18 protein-coding genes are annotated in these 17,899 nt (G+C 66.4%); 12 read left to right on the top strand and 6 right to left on the bottom strand.

Translation table 11 applies throughout. From position 1 onward, the window contains the following. The first annotated feature begins 2 nt into the window (after nt 1-2). The 6 genes from ftsX (at nt 3) to N5D45_RS05100 (ending at nt 5,475) form a co-directional block, all read left to right on the top strand. Nucleotides 3-950 (top strand): permease-like cell division protein FtsX, encoded by a 948-nt coding sequence (gene ftsX / locus N5D45_RS05075; protein WP_010481047.1) that lies wholly within the window; start codon nt 3-5, stop codon nt 948-950. Between the two features lie 7 nt (nt 951-957). Next, on the top strand, nt 958-1,800 hold the full coding sequence (locus tag N5D45_RS05080) for a response regulator (RefSeq protein WP_019338974.1): 843 nt from the start codon (nt 958-960) through the stop codon (nt 1,798-1,800). Next, on the top strand, nt 1,797-2,510 hold the full coding sequence (gene ung, locus N5D45_RS05085) for a uracil-DNA glycosylase (RefSeq protein WP_019338973.1): 714 nt from the start codon (nt 1,797-1,799) through the stop codon (nt 2,508-2,510). The genes N5D45_RS05080 and ung overlap by 4 nt, the downstream gene beginning before the upstream one ends. Before the next feature lie 279 nt (nt 2,511-2,789). Next, the gene (rpoH, locus tag N5D45_RS05090) at nt 2,790-3,665 is read left to right on the top strand and encodes an RNA polymerase sigma factor RpoH (RefSeq protein ID WP_006473441.1); all 876 of its coding nucleotides are present in this window, start codon (nt 2,790-2,792) and stop codon (nt 3,663-3,665) included. Nucleotides 3,666-4,012: 347 nt separating this feature from the next. Beyond that, entirely contained in the window at nt 4,013-4,984 is a 972-nt protein-coding gene (locus N5D45_RS05095) for an RHS repeat-associated core domain-containing protein (protein ID WP_239519187.1), read from the top strand. 59 nt (nt 4,985-5,043) lie between these two features. Continuing rightward, nucleotides 5,044-5,475, top strand: coding sequence for a DUF2247 family protein (locus tag N5D45_RS05100; RefSeq protein ID WP_158003716.1), 432 nt, complete (start codon nt 5,044-5,046; stop codon nt 5,473-5,475). 149 nt (nt 5,476-5,624) lie between these two features. On the opposite strand, the gene purD is transcribed toward N5D45_RS05100, so the two are convergent. Genes purD through purH form a run of 3 tightly spaced genes read right to left on the bottom strand, consistent with a single transcriptional unit; the run spans nt 5,625 to nt 9,445 of the window. After that, nucleotides 5,625-6,908, bottom strand: coding sequence for a phosphoribosylamine--glycine ligase (gene purD, locus N5D45_RS05105; protein ID WP_057502414.1), 1,284 nt, complete (start codon nt 6,906-6,908; stop codon nt 5,625-5,627). Nucleotides 6,909-6,966: 58 nt separating this feature from the next. After that, nucleotides 6,967-7,845 carry a hypothetical protein gene (locus N5D45_RS05110; RefSeq protein ID WP_057502413.1) on the bottom strand — a complete coding sequence of 293 codons (879 nt, stop codon included), beginning with the start codon at nt 7,843-7,845 and terminating at the stop codon, nt 6,967-6,969. A gap of 16 nt (nt 7,846-7,861) precedes the next feature. Then, entirely contained in the window at nt 7,862-9,445 is a 1,584-nt protein-coding gene (gene purH, locus N5D45_RS05115; protein WP_057502412.1) for a bifunctional phosphoribosylaminoimidazolecarboxamide formyltransferase/IMP cyclohydrolase, read from the bottom strand. A gap of 223 nt (nt 9,446-9,668) precedes the next feature. Here purH and N5D45_RS05120 point away from each other — a divergent pair, with 223 nt between their 5' ends. From N5D45_RS05120 to N5D45_RS05145, 6 genes are read left to right on the top strand one after another with little or no spacing between them, the layout of a single operon-like run. Continuing rightward, complete coding sequence (locus N5D45_RS05120) at nt 9,669-10,286, top strand: CDP-alcohol phosphatidyltransferase family protein (protein ID WP_010481057.1); 618 nt, start codon at nt 9,669-9,671, stop codon at nt 10,284-10,286. 34 nt (nt 10,287-10,320) lie between these two features. Further along, nucleotides 10,321-12,072: a bifunctional alpha/beta hydrolase/class I SAM-dependent methyltransferase gene (locus tag N5D45_RS05125; protein WP_057502411.1), complete on the top strand. Its 1,752-nt coding sequence runs from the start codon at nt 10,321-10,323 to the stop codon at nt 12,070-12,072. Continuing rightward, nucleotides 12,072-13,400, top strand: a complete 1,329-nt coding sequence (locus tag N5D45_RS05130; RefSeq protein ID WP_057502410.1) for a phosphatase PAP2/dual specificity phosphatase family protein — start codon at nt 12,072-12,074, stop codon at nt 13,398-13,400. The genes N5D45_RS05125 and N5D45_RS05130 overlap by 1 nt, the downstream gene beginning before the upstream one ends. Further along, nucleotides 13,397-13,834, top strand: coding sequence for a hypothetical protein (locus N5D45_RS05135; protein WP_057502409.1), 438 nt, complete (start codon nt 13,397-13,399; stop codon nt 13,832-13,834). Before N5D45_RS05130 ends, N5D45_RS05135 begins: the two co-directional genes overlap by 4 nt. 13 nt (nt 13,835-13,847) lie before the next feature. Then, entirely contained in the window at nt 13,848-14,477 is a 630-nt protein-coding gene (locus tag N5D45_RS05140) for a lysophospholipid acyltransferase family protein (RefSeq protein WP_010481067.1), read from the top strand. Further along, nucleotides 14,474-15,469 carry a phosphatidate cytidylyltransferase gene (locus N5D45_RS05145; RefSeq protein WP_010481069.1) on the top strand — a complete coding sequence of 332 codons (996 nt, stop codon included), beginning with the start codon at nt 14,474-14,476 and terminating at the stop codon, nt 15,467-15,469. Before N5D45_RS05140 ends, N5D45_RS05145 begins: the two co-directional genes overlap by 4 nt. Nucleotides 15,470-15,617: 148 nt before the next feature. Here the strand turns inward: N5D45_RS05145 and fis are convergent, their stop codons facing one another. The 3 genes from fis to prmA all read right to left on the bottom strand — a co-directional run bounded on the left by fis (nt 15,618) and on the right by prmA (nt 17,740). Continuing rightward, nucleotides 15,618-15,893: a DNA-binding transcriptional regulator Fis gene (fis, locus tag N5D45_RS05150; RefSeq protein ID WP_005419706.1), complete on the bottom strand. Its 276-nt coding sequence runs from the start codon at nt 15,891-15,893 to the stop codon at nt 15,618-15,620. Between the two features lie 113 nt (nt 15,894-16,006). Beyond that, nucleotides 16,007-16,777 (bottom strand): DUF3426 domain-containing protein, encoded by a 771-nt coding sequence (locus tag N5D45_RS05155; RefSeq protein WP_019338964.1) that lies wholly within the window; start codon nt 16,775-16,777, stop codon nt 16,007-16,009. 42 nt (nt 16,778-16,819) lie between these two features. Then, on the bottom strand, nt 16,820-17,740 hold the full coding sequence (gene prmA / locus N5D45_RS05160; protein WP_049452982.1) for a 50S ribosomal protein L11 methyltransferase: 921 nt from the start codon (nt 17,738-17,740) through the stop codon (nt 16,820-16,822). Nucleotides 17,741-17,899 lie beyond the last annotated feature (159 nt).

A 17,899-nucleotide genomic window follows, 5' to 3' on the forward strand; every position in this document is an offset into this window, starting at 1 on the left:
GCATGGCGAAGAACGAAAACAGCGAAGCCGCCGCGCCCTCGCGCGTGGGCGTCTGGTTCCAGCACCACGTGCACAGCGTGGTGTTCAGCCTTGGCCGCGCCTGCCGCAAGCCGTGGGCGACCCTGCTGACGGTGATGGTCATGGCGCTGGCACTGGCCCTGCCGCTTGGCCTGTCGATCGCGCTGGACAACCTCAAGCAGTTCGCCGGCAGCGTGCAGCAGTCGCGCGACATCAACGTGTTCCTGAAGGGCAACGTCGATGGTCCCGGCGCACTGCGCCTGGCCGGCCAGCTGCGCGACCGCGACGACGTGGCCGAAGTGAACGTGCGCACGCCCGAGCAGGGCCTGCAGGAACTGCGCGATGCCGGCCTCGGTGAGGCGATCGACGCACTCAACGACAATCCATTGCCCTCGCTGCTGGTGATCACCCCGGGCCAGGGCAAGGACGACGCACGCCTGGCGCGCGCGCTGGAGAGCCTGCCCGAGGCCGACCTGGTGCAGCACGACGCACTGTGGCGCCAGCGTCTGGATGCCTGGCTGGCGTTCGGCGCACGGCTGGTGCAGGTGCTGTCGGTACTGCTCGGCGTGGGCGCCGCGCTGGTGGTCGGCAACACCGTGCGCCTGGATATCCAGGCGCGTCGCGAAGAGATCGGCGTGCTGCAGCTGCTCGGCGCCAGTGATGGCTTCATTCGCCGCCCGTTCCTGTACCTGGGCGCGTGGTATGGACTGGGTGCCGGCGCGGTGGCGCTGGCCCTGATTGCTGCGGCCGGCGCCGCCCTGCGCGTGCCGCTGGCCGAACTCTCGCGCAGCTATGGCAGCCCGTTCGTGCTGCATGGCCTGGACCTGCTGCATGGCAGCCTGGTCCTGCTCGGCACGCTGCTGCTGGGTTGGCTGGGCGCGTGGCTGGTGACCGGCCATTTCCTGCGCCAGACCCGCCCGACCGACACCTGAGACCGGCATGCAACCGCAAGCGCTGAAGCACCTTGAAGGGCCCGCGACGCGGGTGATGGTGGTCGACGGGTCGAAGCTGGTCCGCAAGCTGATCGCCGACGTCCTGCAGCGTGACCTGCCTGGCGTGGAGGTGATCGGCTGCGACAGCATCGAAGACGCGCAGCAGGCGCTGGCGCAGGGCCCGGTCGACCTGGTGACGACCTCGCTGACCCTGCGCGATGGCGACGGCCTGGCGCTGGCGCGGATGGTGCGCGAAGCGGCGGGCCAGGCCTATGTGCCGGTGATCGTGGTCTCCGGCGATGCCCAGCAGCACCTGGAGCAGCGCCGCTTCACCGAGTACGTCACCGACTATTTCGACAAGGCGCTGGGCCACGAGGCACTGGCGACCTTCGTCCGTGGCTATGTGCAGCCGCAGACCATTCCCGGCGCCACCATCCTCTATATCGAGGACAGCCGCGTGGTCGCCGAGGCCACCAAGCGCATGCTTGAGCGACAGCAGTTGAACGTGCTGCACGTGGTCAGCGCCGAAGAGGCGTTCACCCTGCTCACCGCCGAGTCGCTGGGCCGCAGCCGCCATCGCATCGACCTGGTGCTGACCGACGTCACCCTGAAGGGCGAGCTGAGCGGCCGCGACGTGGTGCAGCGCGTGCGCGTGGACTTCGGCTACGGCAAGCGCCGCCTGCCGGTGCTGGTGATGACCGGCGATGGCAACCCGCACAACCAGACCGGGCTGCTGCAGTCCGGCGCCAACGACCTGGTGCTCAAGCCGATTGAAGAACGGCTGCTGGTCACCAAGGTGCTGTTCCAGCTGCGCCTGGCCCGATTGAACGATGGACCCCTGATTCGATGATGGATGAAGTAGCCGGCACCCCGACGATCCAGCTGGAACCGAGCTGGAAACAGCATGTCGGCGATTACCTGATGCAGCCGCAGATGCGGGAGCTGTCCAGCTTCCTGCGCCAGCGCAAGGCCAGTGGTGCGGCGGTGTTCCCGCCCGGTCCGCAGATCTTCGCCGCGTTCGATGCCACGCCATTCGAGCAGGTGAAGGTGGTGATCCTCGGCCAGGACCCGTACCACGGCCGTGGCCAGGCGCATGGCCTGAGTTTCTCGGTGCCGCCGGGCGTGCCGGTGCCGCCGTCGCTGCTGAACATCTACAAGGAAATCGAGAGCGATCTCGGTATCCCGCGCCCGGACCACGGCTGCCTGATCCCGTGGGCGCAGCGCGGCGTGCTGCTGCTCAATGCCGTGCTGACCGTGGAAGAGGGCAAGGCCGGTGCGCACCAGGGCCGTGGCTGGGAGGGCTTCACCGACCACGTGGTGGACGTGCTCAACCGCGAGCGCGAAGGCCTGGTGTTCATGCTCTGGGGCGCCTATGCGCAGCAGAAGGGCAAGGTCATCGATACCCGTCGCCATCGCGTGCTGAAGTCGCCGCACCCGTCGCCGTTGTCGGCCCACCGTGGCTTCCTGGGATGCCGGCATTTCTCGATGGCCAACGAGTACCTGCAGCGTCGCGGCCAGGCCCCGGTCGACTGGTCGCTGCCGCCGCGTTCGGCGCTCTGAGCGGCGGTGCCGGTCCGGGGCTGAACGCCGGGCAACGTTTCCGGCCCTGAATGGGCGTCCGGGGACGGCCTGTTCAGCTAACCTTGACCGGAATCGGCCGGTTTCCGGCAGGTAATTGATTGAATTCCAAGGGATTGTGAATCCCGAAAAGCGCGCTCGCCACTGTCATCAAATCGCGCTACGGTAGGGCTCTGTTTGGGACCAGTGTTGCATCAATAGGATGCTGGAACTTTTTCCTCCTTTAGCAGTCCAAATCCCGGACTGCTAAGATGGGTGCCTATGAGCCAGAACACCTCTACTGCCCTTGTGGCAAACAATCTCCCGATTCCCAGTGCGCTCGGTTCGCTGGACGCCTACATCGGTGCCGTGCACCAGATCCCGGTGCTGTCGGTCGATGACGAACAGGACCTGGCCCGTCGCTTCCGCGACGGCAACGATCTGGACGCCGCCCGCGAGCTGGTGCATTCGCACCTGCGCTTCGTGGTGCACGTGGCCCGCGGCTACAACGGCTACGGTCTTGCACTGGGCGACCTGATCCAGGAAGGCAACATCGGCCTGATGAAGGCGGTCAAGCGCTTCGACCCGGACATGGGCGTGCGCCTGGTCTCCTTCGCCGTGCACTGGATCCGTGCCGAGATGCACGAGTTCATCCTGAAGAACTGGCGCATCGTGAAGGTCGCCACCACCAAGGCGCAGCGCAAGCTGTTCTTCAACCTGCGCAAGTCGAAGACGCGCCTGGGCTGGATGAACGCGGCGGAAGTCAGCGCCGTCGCCAAGGACCTGAACGTGTCCGAGCGCGAGGTCATGGAAATGGAATCGCGCCTGTCCGGTCGCGATATCGGTTTCGATGCACCGACCGACGAGGACAACGAACACGCGCCGCCGTCGCCGGCCGCGTTCCTGGTTGCCAACGACGAAGATCCGTCGATGGCCTACGAACGTGCCGACAGCGAAGACAACCAGATGCAGCTGCTGCGCGAAGGCCTGGCCGAGCTGGATGCGCGTTCGCGCGACATCATCCGCCGCCGCTGGCTGGATGCCGACAGCAAGGTGACGCTGCAGGAACTGGCCGACGAGTACGGCGTGTCGGCTGAGCGTATCCGCCAGGTTGAAGCGAACGCGCTGAAGAAGATGAAGGCGCTGTTCACCGCGTAAGGCATAGATCTTTGGTTCGGTTCCTGTTTCCGGCCCCGTTCTGATGAAAAGCCCCGGCGTTGGTCGGGGCTTTTCGTTTGACCGGCATGGCTGTTGGTAATGCGGGCCGCTGATCGGCTGCTTCAGTAGTACCAGCCCATGGCGGGCAGTCATGCGCTTCCGGTAGCCGTTCAATCCCTCGAGAGGTTTATAGCCAAGGGCCTGGTCCAATTCAGAATGGTCCCTCTGGCCTCAGTCCTGGAGTTGGACTCCGATGACTGCCTTCCTGTGCTATGAATGCCAAGCCTTGCTTCAAGGCTCTTTCATGGATTGGAATGATGCGCAGGTTCGGGGGAACTGCAGGCGGTGTGTCGACCCGCCTCGGGGGATTTGAAGATCGAACTCGCAAGCTGGGTGCCATAGGCGTCTGGCTGTGCTGCGTGCTGCTGATGGGCCTTGGCCTGTCACCATCCGCAATCGCCCAGACAACGATCACATACATTCACACTGATGCCCTCGGCTCGGTTGTGGCGGAAAGCGATGCCAACGGCAACGTCATCAAGCGATATGACTACGAACCCTACGGGGCCGTGGTAGGCGGTCAGGTCACGGATGGACCTGGGTACGCCGGACATGTGAGCGACTCGGCTACAGGGCTGAGCTACATGCAACAGCGCTACATGGATCCACAATTGGGCGTGTTTCTGTCGGTAGACCCAGTTACCGCTCACCAAATGCCAGTTGAGCAGTTCAATCGGTATCGGTACGCGAACGGGAATCCGTACAGGTTCGTCGATGCGGATGGAAGGCAGGCCGCAGAGCGATTCGTTGAGCAGCATCGGAGAGATATTGCTGCCGGAAATGGCGCCGTATACGAGCCGATGAGACCGGCCGCAATCGCCGTTACAGCGGCAATGGCTGCCCCAGTGCTGATCGAAGCTGGCATGGTTGCGATGGCCAATCCAAGTGTCGTATCGGCAGCTACCAGTATCGCTGCTGATATCGCAGGAGTTACAGGTGCCGGTGGAGCAGGTGTTGCGGCATCCAAAGCTCTGAGTGCAGAAGGTCGGGCACTTTTGAATTCCCGGCCTGTTGGAAGTGCACTCAAAGCGGACGCTGGGCACAATTCAGCGACCTTTATGCGAGAGACCGCTGCAGAAGCAGGTGTTCATACTCCATTGACAGGAGGCGACGGCGTGGTTCGCACTCTGACTCAGCTACCCGGTGAACTCAATGGAAAGGCTGGTCGGTTTGAATACATAGTCGACAAGGCTGGCGACTTGACCCATCAAAGATTTGTGGAAGGTGGCAGCATGAACGGAATACCAAACAAGAAGTGAGTGTCTACATGAGAACGTATGACTGTATTCAACCCTATGGGCCCTGGAGTCAGACCGAGGTGGCGTGGGCACTGGGGCGCCATCTGATTGACTTTGAGGTTGCGAAGCACTGCGCGTCGGAGCAGAAGGGACTGGAAGAGAAGTTCAATCTGAACTCCTTGATTGAAAGACTTGAAGGGGCTTTTCCCGATGAGCGTAATAGCGTAGCTGCGCAGTTGGCGGCATTCGACAAGAACTCAAACGAGGATGAGATTTTCAGAAGATGGCTGGTTGCATTTCTCGCGGACGCTTACGCTAAGCGCGATGAGATTGCTGATCCGCTCGGAGAGGTTGAGAGGATCTACGCTGATTTTGATTACCCGGAGTCTCTGGAGAGCTTTGTCAGGTACATGCCAGCTTCTGATGGGTATGATCCGGCTGCGCACTCACATGAGCAGAATGTTGCGCGGCTCTTCGAGAACTGGAAGCGTTATCTTGACTCGGCGAAGTAGCAGATTCACTCAGCGTAATTTCCTTCGCTTGACGTGCGTCGCTTCTTCCCGAAGCGCACCGTCCCGGCTTCCATGCCGAGGACGGTGAAGACTCCCAGAATCCGTGATCTGGTTCCATGCAGGAAGCTGTGTAGTGGATCTACCAGGTCTCACCCCTCGCGTGCGATCGCGCGCCAACCGATGTCGTTGCGGTGGAATTCGTTGGCCCAGGTCACCTTGGCCACGCCGGCATAGGCGTTCGCCTGCGCGTCGCGCACGCTGTCACCCAGTGCAGCCACGCACAGCACGCGGCCGCCGGCACTGAGCACCTGGCCCTGTGCATCCAATGCCGTACCGGCATGGAACACCTTGGCACTGGCCGGCACGTCGTCCAGGCCGGAAATCACGTCGCCGGTGATCGGCGCTTCCGGGTACGGCTTCGCCGCCAGCACCACGCCCAGCGACGGCCGCGGATCCCACTGTGCGTCGATCTGGTCCAGACGACCGTCGATGGCGGCTTCCACCAGTTCGACCAGATCCGACTGCAGGCGCAGCATCACCGGCTGGGTTTCCGGGTCGCCGAAGCGCACGTTGAACTCGATCACCTTCGGTGCGCCGCTGGCGTCGATCATCAGGCCGGCGTAGAGGAAACCGGTGAACGGGATACCGTCGGCGATCATGCCCTGCACGGTCGGGTTCACCACCTCGCGCATCACGCGGGCGTGCACCTCCGGGGTTACCACCGGCGCCGGCGAATACGCGCCCATGCCGCCGGTATTCGGGCCGGTGTCGCCGTCGCCGACGCGCTTGTGGTCCTGCGAGGTGGCCATCGGCAGTGCATGCACACCGTCCACCATCGAAATGAAGCTGGCTTCCTCGCCGTCGAGGAACTCTTCGATCACCACGCGCGCACCGGCGTCGCCGAAGGCGTTGCCCGACAGCATGTCACGCACCGCGTCCTCGGCTTCGGCCAGGGTCATTGCCACGATCACGCCCTTGCCGGCGGCCAGGCCATCGGCCTTGACCACGATCGGTGCGCCCTTCTCGCGGATGTAGGACAGGGCGGCGTCCACGTCGGTGTGCACGGCGTAGAACGCGGTGGGGATGTTGTGGCGGGCCAGGAAATCCTTGGCGTAGGCCTTGCTGCCTTCCAGCTGCGCGGCGGCGGCGGTCGGCCCGAAGATGCGCAGGCCGGCGGCACGGAAGCGGTCGACCACGCCGGCCACCAGCGGTACCTCCGGGCCGACCACGGTCAGCGCCACGCCTTCAGCCTGGGCCAGCGCCAGCAGGCCGTCGATGTCGGTCACTTTCACCGCCACGTTGCGGCACTTGTCTTCGCTGGCGGTGCCGGCGTTGCCGGGCGCCACGATCACTTCGGTGACACGGGAGGACTGGGCCAGCTTCCATGCCAGGGCGTGTTCGCGGCCGCCAGAGCCGATGACAAGTACGTTCATCACGAGATTCCAGATTGCGTGGGAGGGGAAAGTCGATGTCCCCGGCGGCGCAGGTGCTTCACTCGCAGCCTTCGCGTCGCAGCGATTCGGGGAAGGAATAGGCCCAGGTCTTCGGGTCCAGGGTAAAGCGGTGCTGCTGCCGGACCTGCTTGCCGCCGCAGGTGGTGCCGGTTTCCTCGATCAGCAGCGGCCAGACGCGCGCGCTGCGATCGCTGTCGTCGAAACGCAGTGCGAAATCGATGCTGAAACGGCGGGTGCGGCAGTCCTCGACGGTGTCCGGGTCGCTGCTGGCCCCCAGGTTGTCGCACTCGTACTGGGCGTCATTGTCGATATGGCTGCGCACGCTGCCACTGGCAACCAGGCCCTTGGGGCCTGGTAGGATCAGCGACTGCGAGAGCAGCGAGAAGCCCTGCCCGAACCAGCCGTCCTCGACCCGGAAGCCATAGAAGTCGCTGCCGGCGCGGATGACGCTGACGGTGCCGGGCTGGCCGCCGCTGCCGAAGCGCTCGCCGGTCAGTTCGCTGGTCACCTCGAAGCCATCGCCCTTCGGGCGCAGCACGAAGAAGTCGATCGTTCCTGCGTCGATGTGCGCGCCCTCGGACAGTGCGCCGCAGACCGCCAGCAACTGCTGCCAGCTGTCGCCACTCACCACCGGTTGCTCGGCGCAGACGTGCCAGTCCATCGGGCGGGTTTCGCCGTCGTCGTTCCAGCTGCCGTGCCATTGCCCGGAGAGCCTGGCGTTCTTGCCGTAGCGCTGGACCAGGAAGGCCTGCAGCCGCGCGGTGCGGCTGACATGCTGTTCTGGCGCGGTGGGTGCCACCGCAGGCGCATCCACCTTCGGCGCCATGCTGGGCTCGGCAGCAGGCTTGCACCCGGCCAGCACGGCCGCGCCCGTGAGGGCGAGCACGGCCAGCGGTTTCATCGAAACTGCGGACATCCGTGTCGCTCCAGGATCAGTGGCGGAAGTGGCGCACGCCGGTGAACACCATGGCCAGGCCGTGTTCGTCGGCGGCGGCGATCACTTCGGCATCGCGCATCGAACCGCCCGGCTGGATGACCGCCTTGATGCCGGCGGCAGCAGCGGCATCGATGCCGTCGCGGAACGGGAAGAACGCGTCGGAGGCCATCACCGAACCCTCGACTACCAGGTTCGCATCGGCCGCCTTGATGCCGGCGATACGCGCGGAGTACACGCGGCTCATCTGCCCGGCGCCCACGCCAATCGTGCGGTTGTCCTTGGCGTACACAATCGCGTTGGACTTCACGAACTTGGCCACCTTCCAGGCGAACAGCAGGTCGATGAACTGCTTGTCGGTCGGCGCCAGCTTGCTGACCACCTTCAGTTCGTCGCGGGTCATGCCGCGGTTGTCCGAGGACTGCAGCAGGAGGCCCGAGCCGACGCGCTTGCTGTCGAAGTTGTTCAGGCCGTCGCCGTGCGGGATGCGCAGCACGCGCACGTTGGCCTTCTTCTGCGCGTATTCCAGCGCGGCCGGCTCGTAATCCGGGGCGATCAGCACTTCCACGAACTGGCGGTCCAGGATGACCTTGGCGGTGGCAGCGTCCAGCGGCTTGTTGAAGGCGATGATGCCGCCGAAGGCGCTGGTCGGGTCGGTGGCGTAGGCCAGCTCGTAGGCATCGCCGTTGCCGGCACCGACGGCCACGCCGCACGGGTTGGCGTGCTTGACGATGACGCAGGCCGGCGCGTCGAACTGGCGCACGCACTCCCACGCCGCATCGGCATCGGCCAGGTTGTTGTAGCTCAGTTCCTTGCCCTGCAGCTGCTGGAACGTGGCCAGGGTGCCCGGCACCGGGTACAGGTCTCGGTAGAACGCGCCGCTCTGGTGCGGGTTCTCGCCGTAGCGCAGGTCCATCACCTTGACGAAGGTGGAGTTCATCTGCGCCGGGTACTCGGCACGGGCCGGCACGGCGGCGTCGGTGGCGGTGACCGCCGACAGGTAGTTGCTGATCGCCGCGTCGTACTGGGCGACGCGGTTGAACGCGGCCACCGAGAACGCGAAGCGGGTGGCGGCCGACAGCTGGCCGTCGTTGGCCGCCAGCGAGGCCAGCAGTTCGGCGTACTGCGACGGATCGGTGGCCACCGCCACGCGGGCGAAGTTCTTGGCCGCCGAGCGCAGCATGGCCGGGCCGCCGATGTCGATGTTCTCGACCGCGTCGGCCAGGGTGCAGTTGGCCTTGGCGGTGACCGACTCGAACGGGTACAGGTTCAGCACCAGCAGGTCGATGGCACCGATGCCATGCTCGGCCATCACCGCATCATCCAGGCCCGAACGGCCCAGCAGGCCACCGTGCACCATCGGGTGCAGGGTCTTGACGCGGCCGTCCATCATTTCCGGGAAACCGGTGACCTCGGCCACGTCCTTCACGGCCAGGCCCGCATCGCGGATCGCCTTGGCGGTGCCGCCGGTGGACAGCAGCTCCACGCCGCGTGCCGCCAGCGCAGTGGCCAGCTCGACCAGACCGGTCTTGTCGGAAACGGAGAGGAGGGCCCGGCGGACGGGCAACAGATCAGCAGTCATGGGACAGAATCGGCAGCGGAGCGGGGCCGATATTGTAGGCGGTGGGGGCCCGTGGCGGGCGCTGGAAGGGGTAATTTGCCGTGGCAATCGGCTTAAGGCCGGGTCGGGCACACCGATCCGGCCCGATCCGGAGTCTGGTCTGCGGACCAGAGCCGGGTTGTCGGAATCTGCCAACGATGGGGTAGGCTGTGCCCGCACTGCCAAGGATCAGCGGGTACGGATCATGTCGATCTATGCATTGAAGGGACGTTTCCAGGACCTGTTGCGTCCAGCCGTACGCGGTCTGTTCCGCATGGGGATCACTGCCAATACGGTGACCGTGGCCGCTGCCGTGGTCTCGCTGCTGGTGGCCGCGGCCGTGTGGTGCTGCGCGCCTGCCCAGCCTCTGCTGTATCTGCTGCTGCCGTTGTGGATGCTGCTGCGCATGGCGCTCAACGCGGTGGACGGCATGCTGGCGCGCGAATTCGGCCAGCAATCGCGGCTGGGCGCCTATCTGAACGAATTGTGCGATGTGATCGCCGATGCGGCGCTGTACCTGAGCCTGCTCAGCGTACCCGGCGTGCGCCCGGAGGCGCTGTGGCTGCTGGCCTGGACGGCGGCGCTGAGCGAGTACGCCGGCGTGCTGGGGCTGATGGTCGGTGCCAGCCGCCGCTATGACGGCCCGATGGGCAAGAGCGACCGCGCCTTCGTGATCGGTGCGCTGGGCTTGCTGCTGGCCTTCGGCTGGGGCGGTGCACTGACGGTCAGCGGCGTGGCTGCAGCCATGGCAGTGTTGTGCGTGCTGACGATGATCAACCGCGTCCGTCGCGGACTGCGGGAAGCGGCGGTTTCGCCGAATTAATCAAGCAGATACAAAAAGACAATCAGGAGATTGCATGCGTCAGGCGCAGGAACGGGAATTCCACAGCTTCGACCAGGTACCGCTGTTCTACCGGTACTGGGCGGGCACCACCGCAACCCCGGCCACCAAGGCCATCGTGCTGCTGCACCGCGGCCACGAGCACTCCGGCCGGGTCACCCACCTGGTCGATGAGCTGGACCTGCCCGACACCGCCTTCTTCGCCTGGGATGCGCGCGGCAATGGCCGTTCGCCGGGCGCACGTGGCGATGCACCGGGCTTCCCGGCGCTGGTGCGTGACCTGGACAGCTTCATTGCCCACATCGGCGCCGAGCACGGTATCGCGGTGGAAGACATCGTGGTGATCGCGCAGAGCGTGGGGGCGGTGGTCGCCGCGACCTGGGTGCACGATTACGCGCCGCGCCTGCGTGCGCTGGTGATGGCTTCGCCCGCCTTCAAGGTGAAGCTGTACGTGCCGTTCGCACGCGCTGGGTTGGCGCTGATGCAGAAGCTGCGCGGCAATTTCTTCGTCAACAGCTACGTCAAGCCGCAGTGGCTGACCCACGACCCGGCACGGGTGGAAAGCTATCGTACCGATCCGCTGATCACCCGCCCGATCTCGGTGCGCGTGCTGCTGGGCCTGTACGAAGCGGCCGACCGCATCGTCGCCGATGCGCAGGCGATCAGCGTGCCGGTGCAGCTGCTGGTGTCCGGCTCGGACTTCGTCGTGCATCGTGGCCCGCAGGACCGCTTCTACGAGCGCCTGTCCAGCCCGATCAAGGAGCGCGTGCACCTGCCGGGCTTCTTCCACGACACGTTGGGCGAGCGCGATCGGGCGTCGGCACTGGCGCGCATCCGCAGTTTCATCCAGGCGCGCTTCGCCGAACCGCTGCGCGAGTTGTCGCGTCGTGACGCACACCGGCATGGTCCGACCTTCGAGGAATCGGAGATCCTGGCCTGGCCACCGGAACGCAACAGCCTGGCCGACCTGCGCTGGCGCGTGGTGCGTGGCGGCCTGCGTTTCGGTGGCACGTTGTCCGAAGGCATCGCGCTGGGCCTGCAGACCGGTTTCGATTCCGGCAGCACGCTGGACTACATCTATCGCGACCAAGCGCGTGGCAAGGGCCCGCTGGGCCGCATGGTCGACCGCAACTATCTGGATGCAATCGGCTGGCGCGGCATCCGTGTGCGCGGCCAGCACCTGCAGGAACTGCTGCGCGATGCTGCGCAGCGACTGCGCGGGCGGGGCACGCCGGTGCGCGTGCTGGACGTGGCCGCCGGCCATGGCCGCTATGTGCTGGAAGCGCTGGGCCAGGGCGAACAGCGCGCCGACCGCATCGTGCTGCGTGATTTCAGCGATCTGAACGTGACCCAGGGCCAGGCCTTGATCGAGCGCCTCGGTGCAGCCGACATCGCCCACTTCGAGCAGGGCGATGCGTTCGATCCGGCGCAACTGGCGGCGGTGGACCCGGCGCCTACGCTGGCGGTGGTATCGGGCCTGTACGAACTATTCCCCGACAACGACGCCGTGCTGCGCTCGCTGCAGGGCATCGCCGCAACCGTACCGGTGGGCGGCTACCTGGCCTACACCGGCCAGCCCTGGCACCCGCAGCTGGAATTCATCGCCCGCGCGCTGACCAGCCATCGAGGCGGCGCCGCGTGGGTGATGCGCCGCCGTACCCAGCAGGAGATGGATGAGCTGGTGCGCCTGGCCGGGTTCGAGAAGGTGGCGCAGCGCATCGATGACTTCGGCATCTTCACCGTGTCGCTGGCGCGCCGGACCGCGTGATGGCGACGCTGGCCGCAACCCCACTGGCCGCGGAAGGGCGCCCTTGGCGGCGCGCCCTGCTGTGGCTGGCTCTGCTGGGTCCGTTCTTCTTCGCCAGCTACGGCTTCGCCAACTGGATGGCTGGTCGCCATCCCGAACTGCCGGTGATGGCGTTCGCCTGGGAGACGCGCATTCCCTTCGTGCCGTGGACGATCGTGCCGTACTGGTCGATCGACCTGTTCTACGCGGTCTCCTTCTTCCTGTGCCGGCAACGTCTGGAACTGGACCGGCATGCGCTGCGGCTGTTCAGTGCACAGCTGATCGCGGTCACTTGCTTCCTGCTGTGGCCGCTGCGCTTCAGTTTCGAGCGGCCGGAGATTGGCGGCGTGTTCGGTTGGCTGTTCGATGTGCTGCTGGGCTTCGACAAGCCGTTCAACCAGGCGCCATCGCTGCACATCGTGCTGCTGATCGTGCTGTGGGTGAAGTTCGCGCAGTACCTGCACGGCGTGTGGCGTTGGGTGCTGCATGTGTGGGCACTGCTGATCGGTGTCTCGGTGCTGACCACGTTCCAGCACCATTTCATCGACATCCCGACCGGGCTGCTGGCCGGCTGGCTGTGCGTATGGCTGTGGCCGGAGCAGGGCACGCCGCCGCTGCGCGCCTGGCGTACTGCGGGTGATGCCAAACGTTGGCGATTGGCCGCGCTGTACCTGCTGGCGGCCGCCGTATTGCTGGTGCCGGTGGTGCTTCTGCGTGGCGCGGCGTTGTGGCTGCTGTGGCCGGGGGTGTCGTTGCTGCTGGTGGCGCTGGCCTATGCCGGGCTGGGTACGGCGGTGTTCCAGAAGCGTGCCGATGGTCGCCTGACCATGGCGGCACGCTGGCTGCTGGCGCCGTACCTGGGCGCGGCCTGGATCAATTCGCGGTTGTGGACGCGACGCGTGCCGCAGCCGTTGCCGGTGCTGGACGGCGTGTGGCTGGGCCGGATTCCCTGCACGGCATTGCCGACACCTTTGGTGGGCGTGGTCGATGCCTGTGCCGAGCTGTCCTGCTGCGCGCCGGGTGCGGCGTACGCCGGTGTGCCGATGCTGGACCTGGTGGTGCCAGAACCGGAGCAGCTGCGCGAGGCAGCGGAGGCCATCGAGCGCCTTCGCACGCACGGGCCGGTGCTGGTGTGCTGCGCGCTGGGTTACTCGCGCAGTGCGGCCAGCGTGGCGACCTGGCTGCTGCGCAGCGGTCGTGCGGCGGGTGCCGATGCGGCGGTGGCGATCGTGCGTGCCGCGCGTCCGGGCATCGTGCTGGGCAAGGCGCACCTGCGTGCGATCACCGTTGCCGCCGGAGACCCTGCATGAGCACCACGCCTGATATTCCGACCATGCAGCTGCTGCTGCGGCAGGGGCGTTGGCCGGCAGGCCTGTCGCTGGGGCTGCTGCTGGTGGCGTTGCTGCTGCTCGGCATCGAGCCCGGGCTGGCGATGCTTGCCGCCGGACTGATGCTGCTCAGCGTGGTGGCAGGCGTCGCCCAGGCCTATCACGCGTGGCGGGTGGCACTCGATGCCAGCCTGCTGCAGCTGCTGCGCGATGAAGGCTTGAATGATGAGGCCGCGGCGCAACGCATCGACCGGCTGCTGCATGACAGTGGCCTGCGCCGCACACCGGGAGCGGAACCGTCGCGGGGATGGGATCTGCGATGGGCCGGCATGCGCCGCCTGCTGCTGCGTCAGTACCTGCTGACGGCGGTGCAGCTGGTGCTGGTGCTGCTGGCGGTGCTGTGGCCGCAGACGTGAACGGGAGGGATGGATGTTCGCCGAACTGATTGCCCGCGCCTGCAGTGGCGCGATCCATGTGGTGACCGGCGCGCGCGCGCTGTGGATCGGCTGCGCGCCGTCCAGCGAGCACCGCGTCTACTACGGCAACCACGCCAGCCACGGTGACTTCGTGCTGATCTGGTCGTCGATGCCACTGGCCCTGCGCCGCCAGGTGCGTCCGGTGGCGGCGGCGGAGTACTGGCAGCGCGACGGCCTGCGCCGCTACCTGATCGACGCGGTGTTCAACGGCGTGCTGGTCGAGCGCGAGGCCGGGCATCGCCAGCAGGACCCGTTGCAGGTGCTGCGCGAAGCGGTCGATGAAGGCTGTTCGCTGATCCTGTTCCCGGAAGGCACGCGCAATGTCGGCGACGAGCCGCTGCTGCCGTTCAAGAGCGGCATCTACCATCTGGCGCGGCAGCGGCCGGAACTGGAGTTCGTGCCGGTGTGGATCGACAACCTGAAGCGGGTGATGCCCAAGGGCCGCTTCCTGCCGCTGCCCTTGTTGTGCACGGCTACCTTCGGTACGCCGCTGCGACTGCAGGCCGACGAGGACAAGGCCGCCTTCCTGGCCCGCAGCCGGCAGGCGCTGCTGGACCTGGCGCCGAATGGAGGTCGTGCATGAGTTTCGTGTTGGATGTATCTGGCGATCTGGCAACGCAGAGTGTCGGCCAGCAGACTGGCCTGCTGTTTGCTGGTGTCGGCGCGGTGCTGGTGCTGGCCACGCTGGTGGCCGAGACCCTGCGCTGGCGCCAGCGCGGCCAGCCCAGTGCAGTCATCGCCAACCTGGTGTCACGCATCCGCGCCTGGTGGGTGATGGCGATCGTGGTCGGGCTGGCGCTGTTCTTCGGACGTGCCGGGGTGATCGTGCTGTTCGCGATCATCTCGCTGTTCGCGTTGCGCGAGTTCATCACCCTGGCGCCGACCCGCTCGGGCGACTACTACGCGCTGCTGGCCGCGTTCTACATCGTCCTGCCGTGGCAGTACTACCTGGTGTGGATCGACTGGTACGGCATGTACACGCTGCTGATTCCGGTCTATGCGTTCCTGTTCCTGCCGATCCTGTCGACCATCGGTGGTGATACCACGCACTACCTGGAGCGGACCGCGAAGGTCCAGTGGGGGCTGATGATCTGCGTGTTCTGCATCTCGCATGTGCCGCTGCTGCTGAACCTGCACGTGCCCGGCCATGATCCGTCGCGCAACGTGTTGCTGTTCGCCTTCCTGGTGATCGTGGTGCAGTCCTCGGACGTGCTGCAGTACATCTGGGGCAAGCTGCTGGGCAAGCACCTGATCGCGCCGAAGCTGTCGCCGTCGAAGACGGTGGAGGGCTTCGTGGGCGGCGTGCTGAGTGCCAGCGCGCTGGGTGCGGCGCTGTGGTGGATCACCCCGTTCACGCCGCTGCAGGCGTTCGGCCTGTCGCTGCTGATCAACCTGATGGGGTTCTGGGGCGGCCTGGTGATGTCGGCGATCAAGCGTGATCGTGGCATCAAGGACTGGGGCCACATGATCGAGGGCCATGGTGGCATGCTCGACCGGCTGGATTCGGTGTGCTTCGCCGCGCCGGTGTTCTTCCACGTGGTGCGGTATTACTGGAAGGCGGGCGGGGGTGGCTGATTCCGCCGGGCGTCCACCCACGCATGGCGTGGCTCTACTGGAACGGCATTGCCCCGCTTCTGTAGCGTCGAGCCATGCTCGACTGCCTTTCACGTGTTGCCCGGCGCAGGAGCAGTCGAGCATGGCTCGACTCTACACATCGGTGCGCTCAGGCGCTGATGCCGTATTCCTTCAGCTTCTTGCGCAGGGTGGCACGGTGGATGCCCAGCATCGCCGCGGCGCGGCTCTGGTTGCCTTCGCAGTGGTTGAGCACTTCCACGAACAGCGGGATCTCCATCTCGCGCAGCACGATCTCGTAGACATCGTCCGCATCGCAGCCATCAAGGTCACGCAGGTAGCGGCGCACGGACTGGGCGACGTGTTCACGCAGCGGTGGCCGGGGAGCGCCACGACTGTTGTCAGGACGAGAAAGGACAGCGTTCAAGGGGGTTCCCGATTCGGTTGGCCCGTGCGCGCGGAGCGCGCGGCCGGACGAGGTGGTGGCGGCCAGTCTAGCGCGAGCGTGCCCGGCCTGCCACGGCTGGTCGCCTCTCCCGGTCAGAGGAAGTCGAAGGTGAATGCGACGGTGGATGCGGCGGGCTCCTGTACCCGGAACGCGACGCGTGCGCTCTGGCCCGGTTCCAGCAGGGCTGCGCCGGGGTTCTCACCCAGGTACTGCGCGGGCGTGAACACGCCGCTGCCGATCACCCGGCCATCGGCATCGGACAGTGACAGGCGCAGGTCTGGCCACGCTTGTGCCCAACGTGCGTCGTTGCGGATGCTGGCCTGCACCTGCAGCACACCGGCCTGCCCGGGCAGCGGCCGGATCTCGCGGCTGGTCATGGTGAACGCCGTGGGTTCGTGCCAGGCCGGCAGGCTGCAGTGCAGGACGCCGCACAGCGTGCCCAGCCACGCGCGGTTGCCGGCGTCGGCGGCCAACCGCGCGCGGTCGGCCAGCACGCTCTGCAGTACCAGCAGCAATGCCAGCCCGGCGACCAGCAGCCAGTGCCAGCGGGGTGCTGGCAGCGTGCGTGCGCGCGTGCTGCCCAGGAAGCTGGGGGCATCACTGGCGGCCGCTGCTGCCTGCACCGCGAGCGGCGCCGGTTCGATGGCCGCTGCTTCATCAACGATGACAACGTCATCGTCGTGTCGCCTTTCTGTCGCCGGTGGGCCTGCCAGGTCGATGGGCTCGACGGGAATCTGCTCCACAGGCGCTGTGTGCCCGGCTTCGTCCTGCATGCGCGCATCGGTCGCAGGCGCGGGCTCACCTTCCGGCGCGGTGCGCAGGAAGGTGGCCAGGGGACGGCGCGGTGGGTTCGGCTCGGACATGCTCAGGGCGCGGGCTCGGATCCAGCGGTCATTCAACCACGATCAGGCGCGGCGCACGCCGGTGATGCGCATCCAGTCGCCATCCTGGGTGGCCTGCAGATCGTCGAACCAGGCCGCATAGCGCTGCAGCAGTTCACCTTCCTGGCCATGCAGGATGCCGGACAGGGCGATGCGGCCACCGGCAGCGACGCGCGCGGCCAGCAGTTCGGCCAGCGCATCCAGCGCCGAGGCGAGGATGTTGGCGACCACGATCGGATAGGTCGCGACCGGTTCGTCCTGCGGCAGGTACACGTGCATGCGGGCCTGTTCGCCGTTGCGTTCGGCATTGTCGGCGGTGGCGACCAGGGCCTGCGGATCGTTGTCCACGCCGATGGCTTCAGCGGCGCCCAGCTTCAGCGCGGCCAGTGCGAGGATGCCCGAGCCGCAACCGAAGTCGAGCACGCGCTGGCCCTGCAGCAGGCCATCGCCTGCCAACTGGTCCAGCCAGCGCAGGCACAGTGCGGTGGTCGGGTGGGTGCCCGAACCGAACGCCAGGCCCGGGTCCAGCCGCACCACGGCGGCATCGGCGGCCTGTGCGGCATCGGGCAGTTCATGGTTCCACGGCACGATCCAGGTACGGCTGCCGAAGTCCATCGGCTGGAACTGGTCGATCCAGGCGCGTTCCCAGTCTTCATCCTCGACCGCGCGGAAGCTGCCGCTGCTCCAGTCCAGTTCCGGATCGAAGGATTCCAGTGCGGCCAGCAGCAACAGCGCGTTGCTGTCGGCGGGGAACAGCGCGCTCAGCACCAGCGTGTCCCACAGCGGGGTCTCGCCCACGCCCGGCTCGAGGATGGCCTGTTCGTTGCTGGTATCGGCCTCGGCATCAAGCAGCGTGACGGCCAGTGCGCCGACGTCCTCCAGCGCATTCTCATAGCGGGGCTGGGTAGCTTCGGTGCAACGCAGGGTCAGTTCCAGAAACGGCATGGCGGTGGGGGCAATCGCGGGAAAGGGGGCCATGCTAGACCATCGGGGCGTCTCCGTATCGCCTGAGATGCCGCTCCGAGATGAACGAAGCCCGTTCAGACAGGCCCGTCGGGCCTTGCTAAACTTCGTGCTTTCCTGTCCGCCGCATCGCTCACCGCC

It is taken from the genome of Stenotrophomonas sp. GD03819, from assembly GCF_029841665.1.
In the GTDB taxonomy this organism is placed as follows: domain Bacteria; phylum Pseudomonadota; class Gammaproteobacteria; order Xanthomonadales; family Xanthomonadaceae; genus Stenotrophomonas; species Stenotrophomonas geniculata.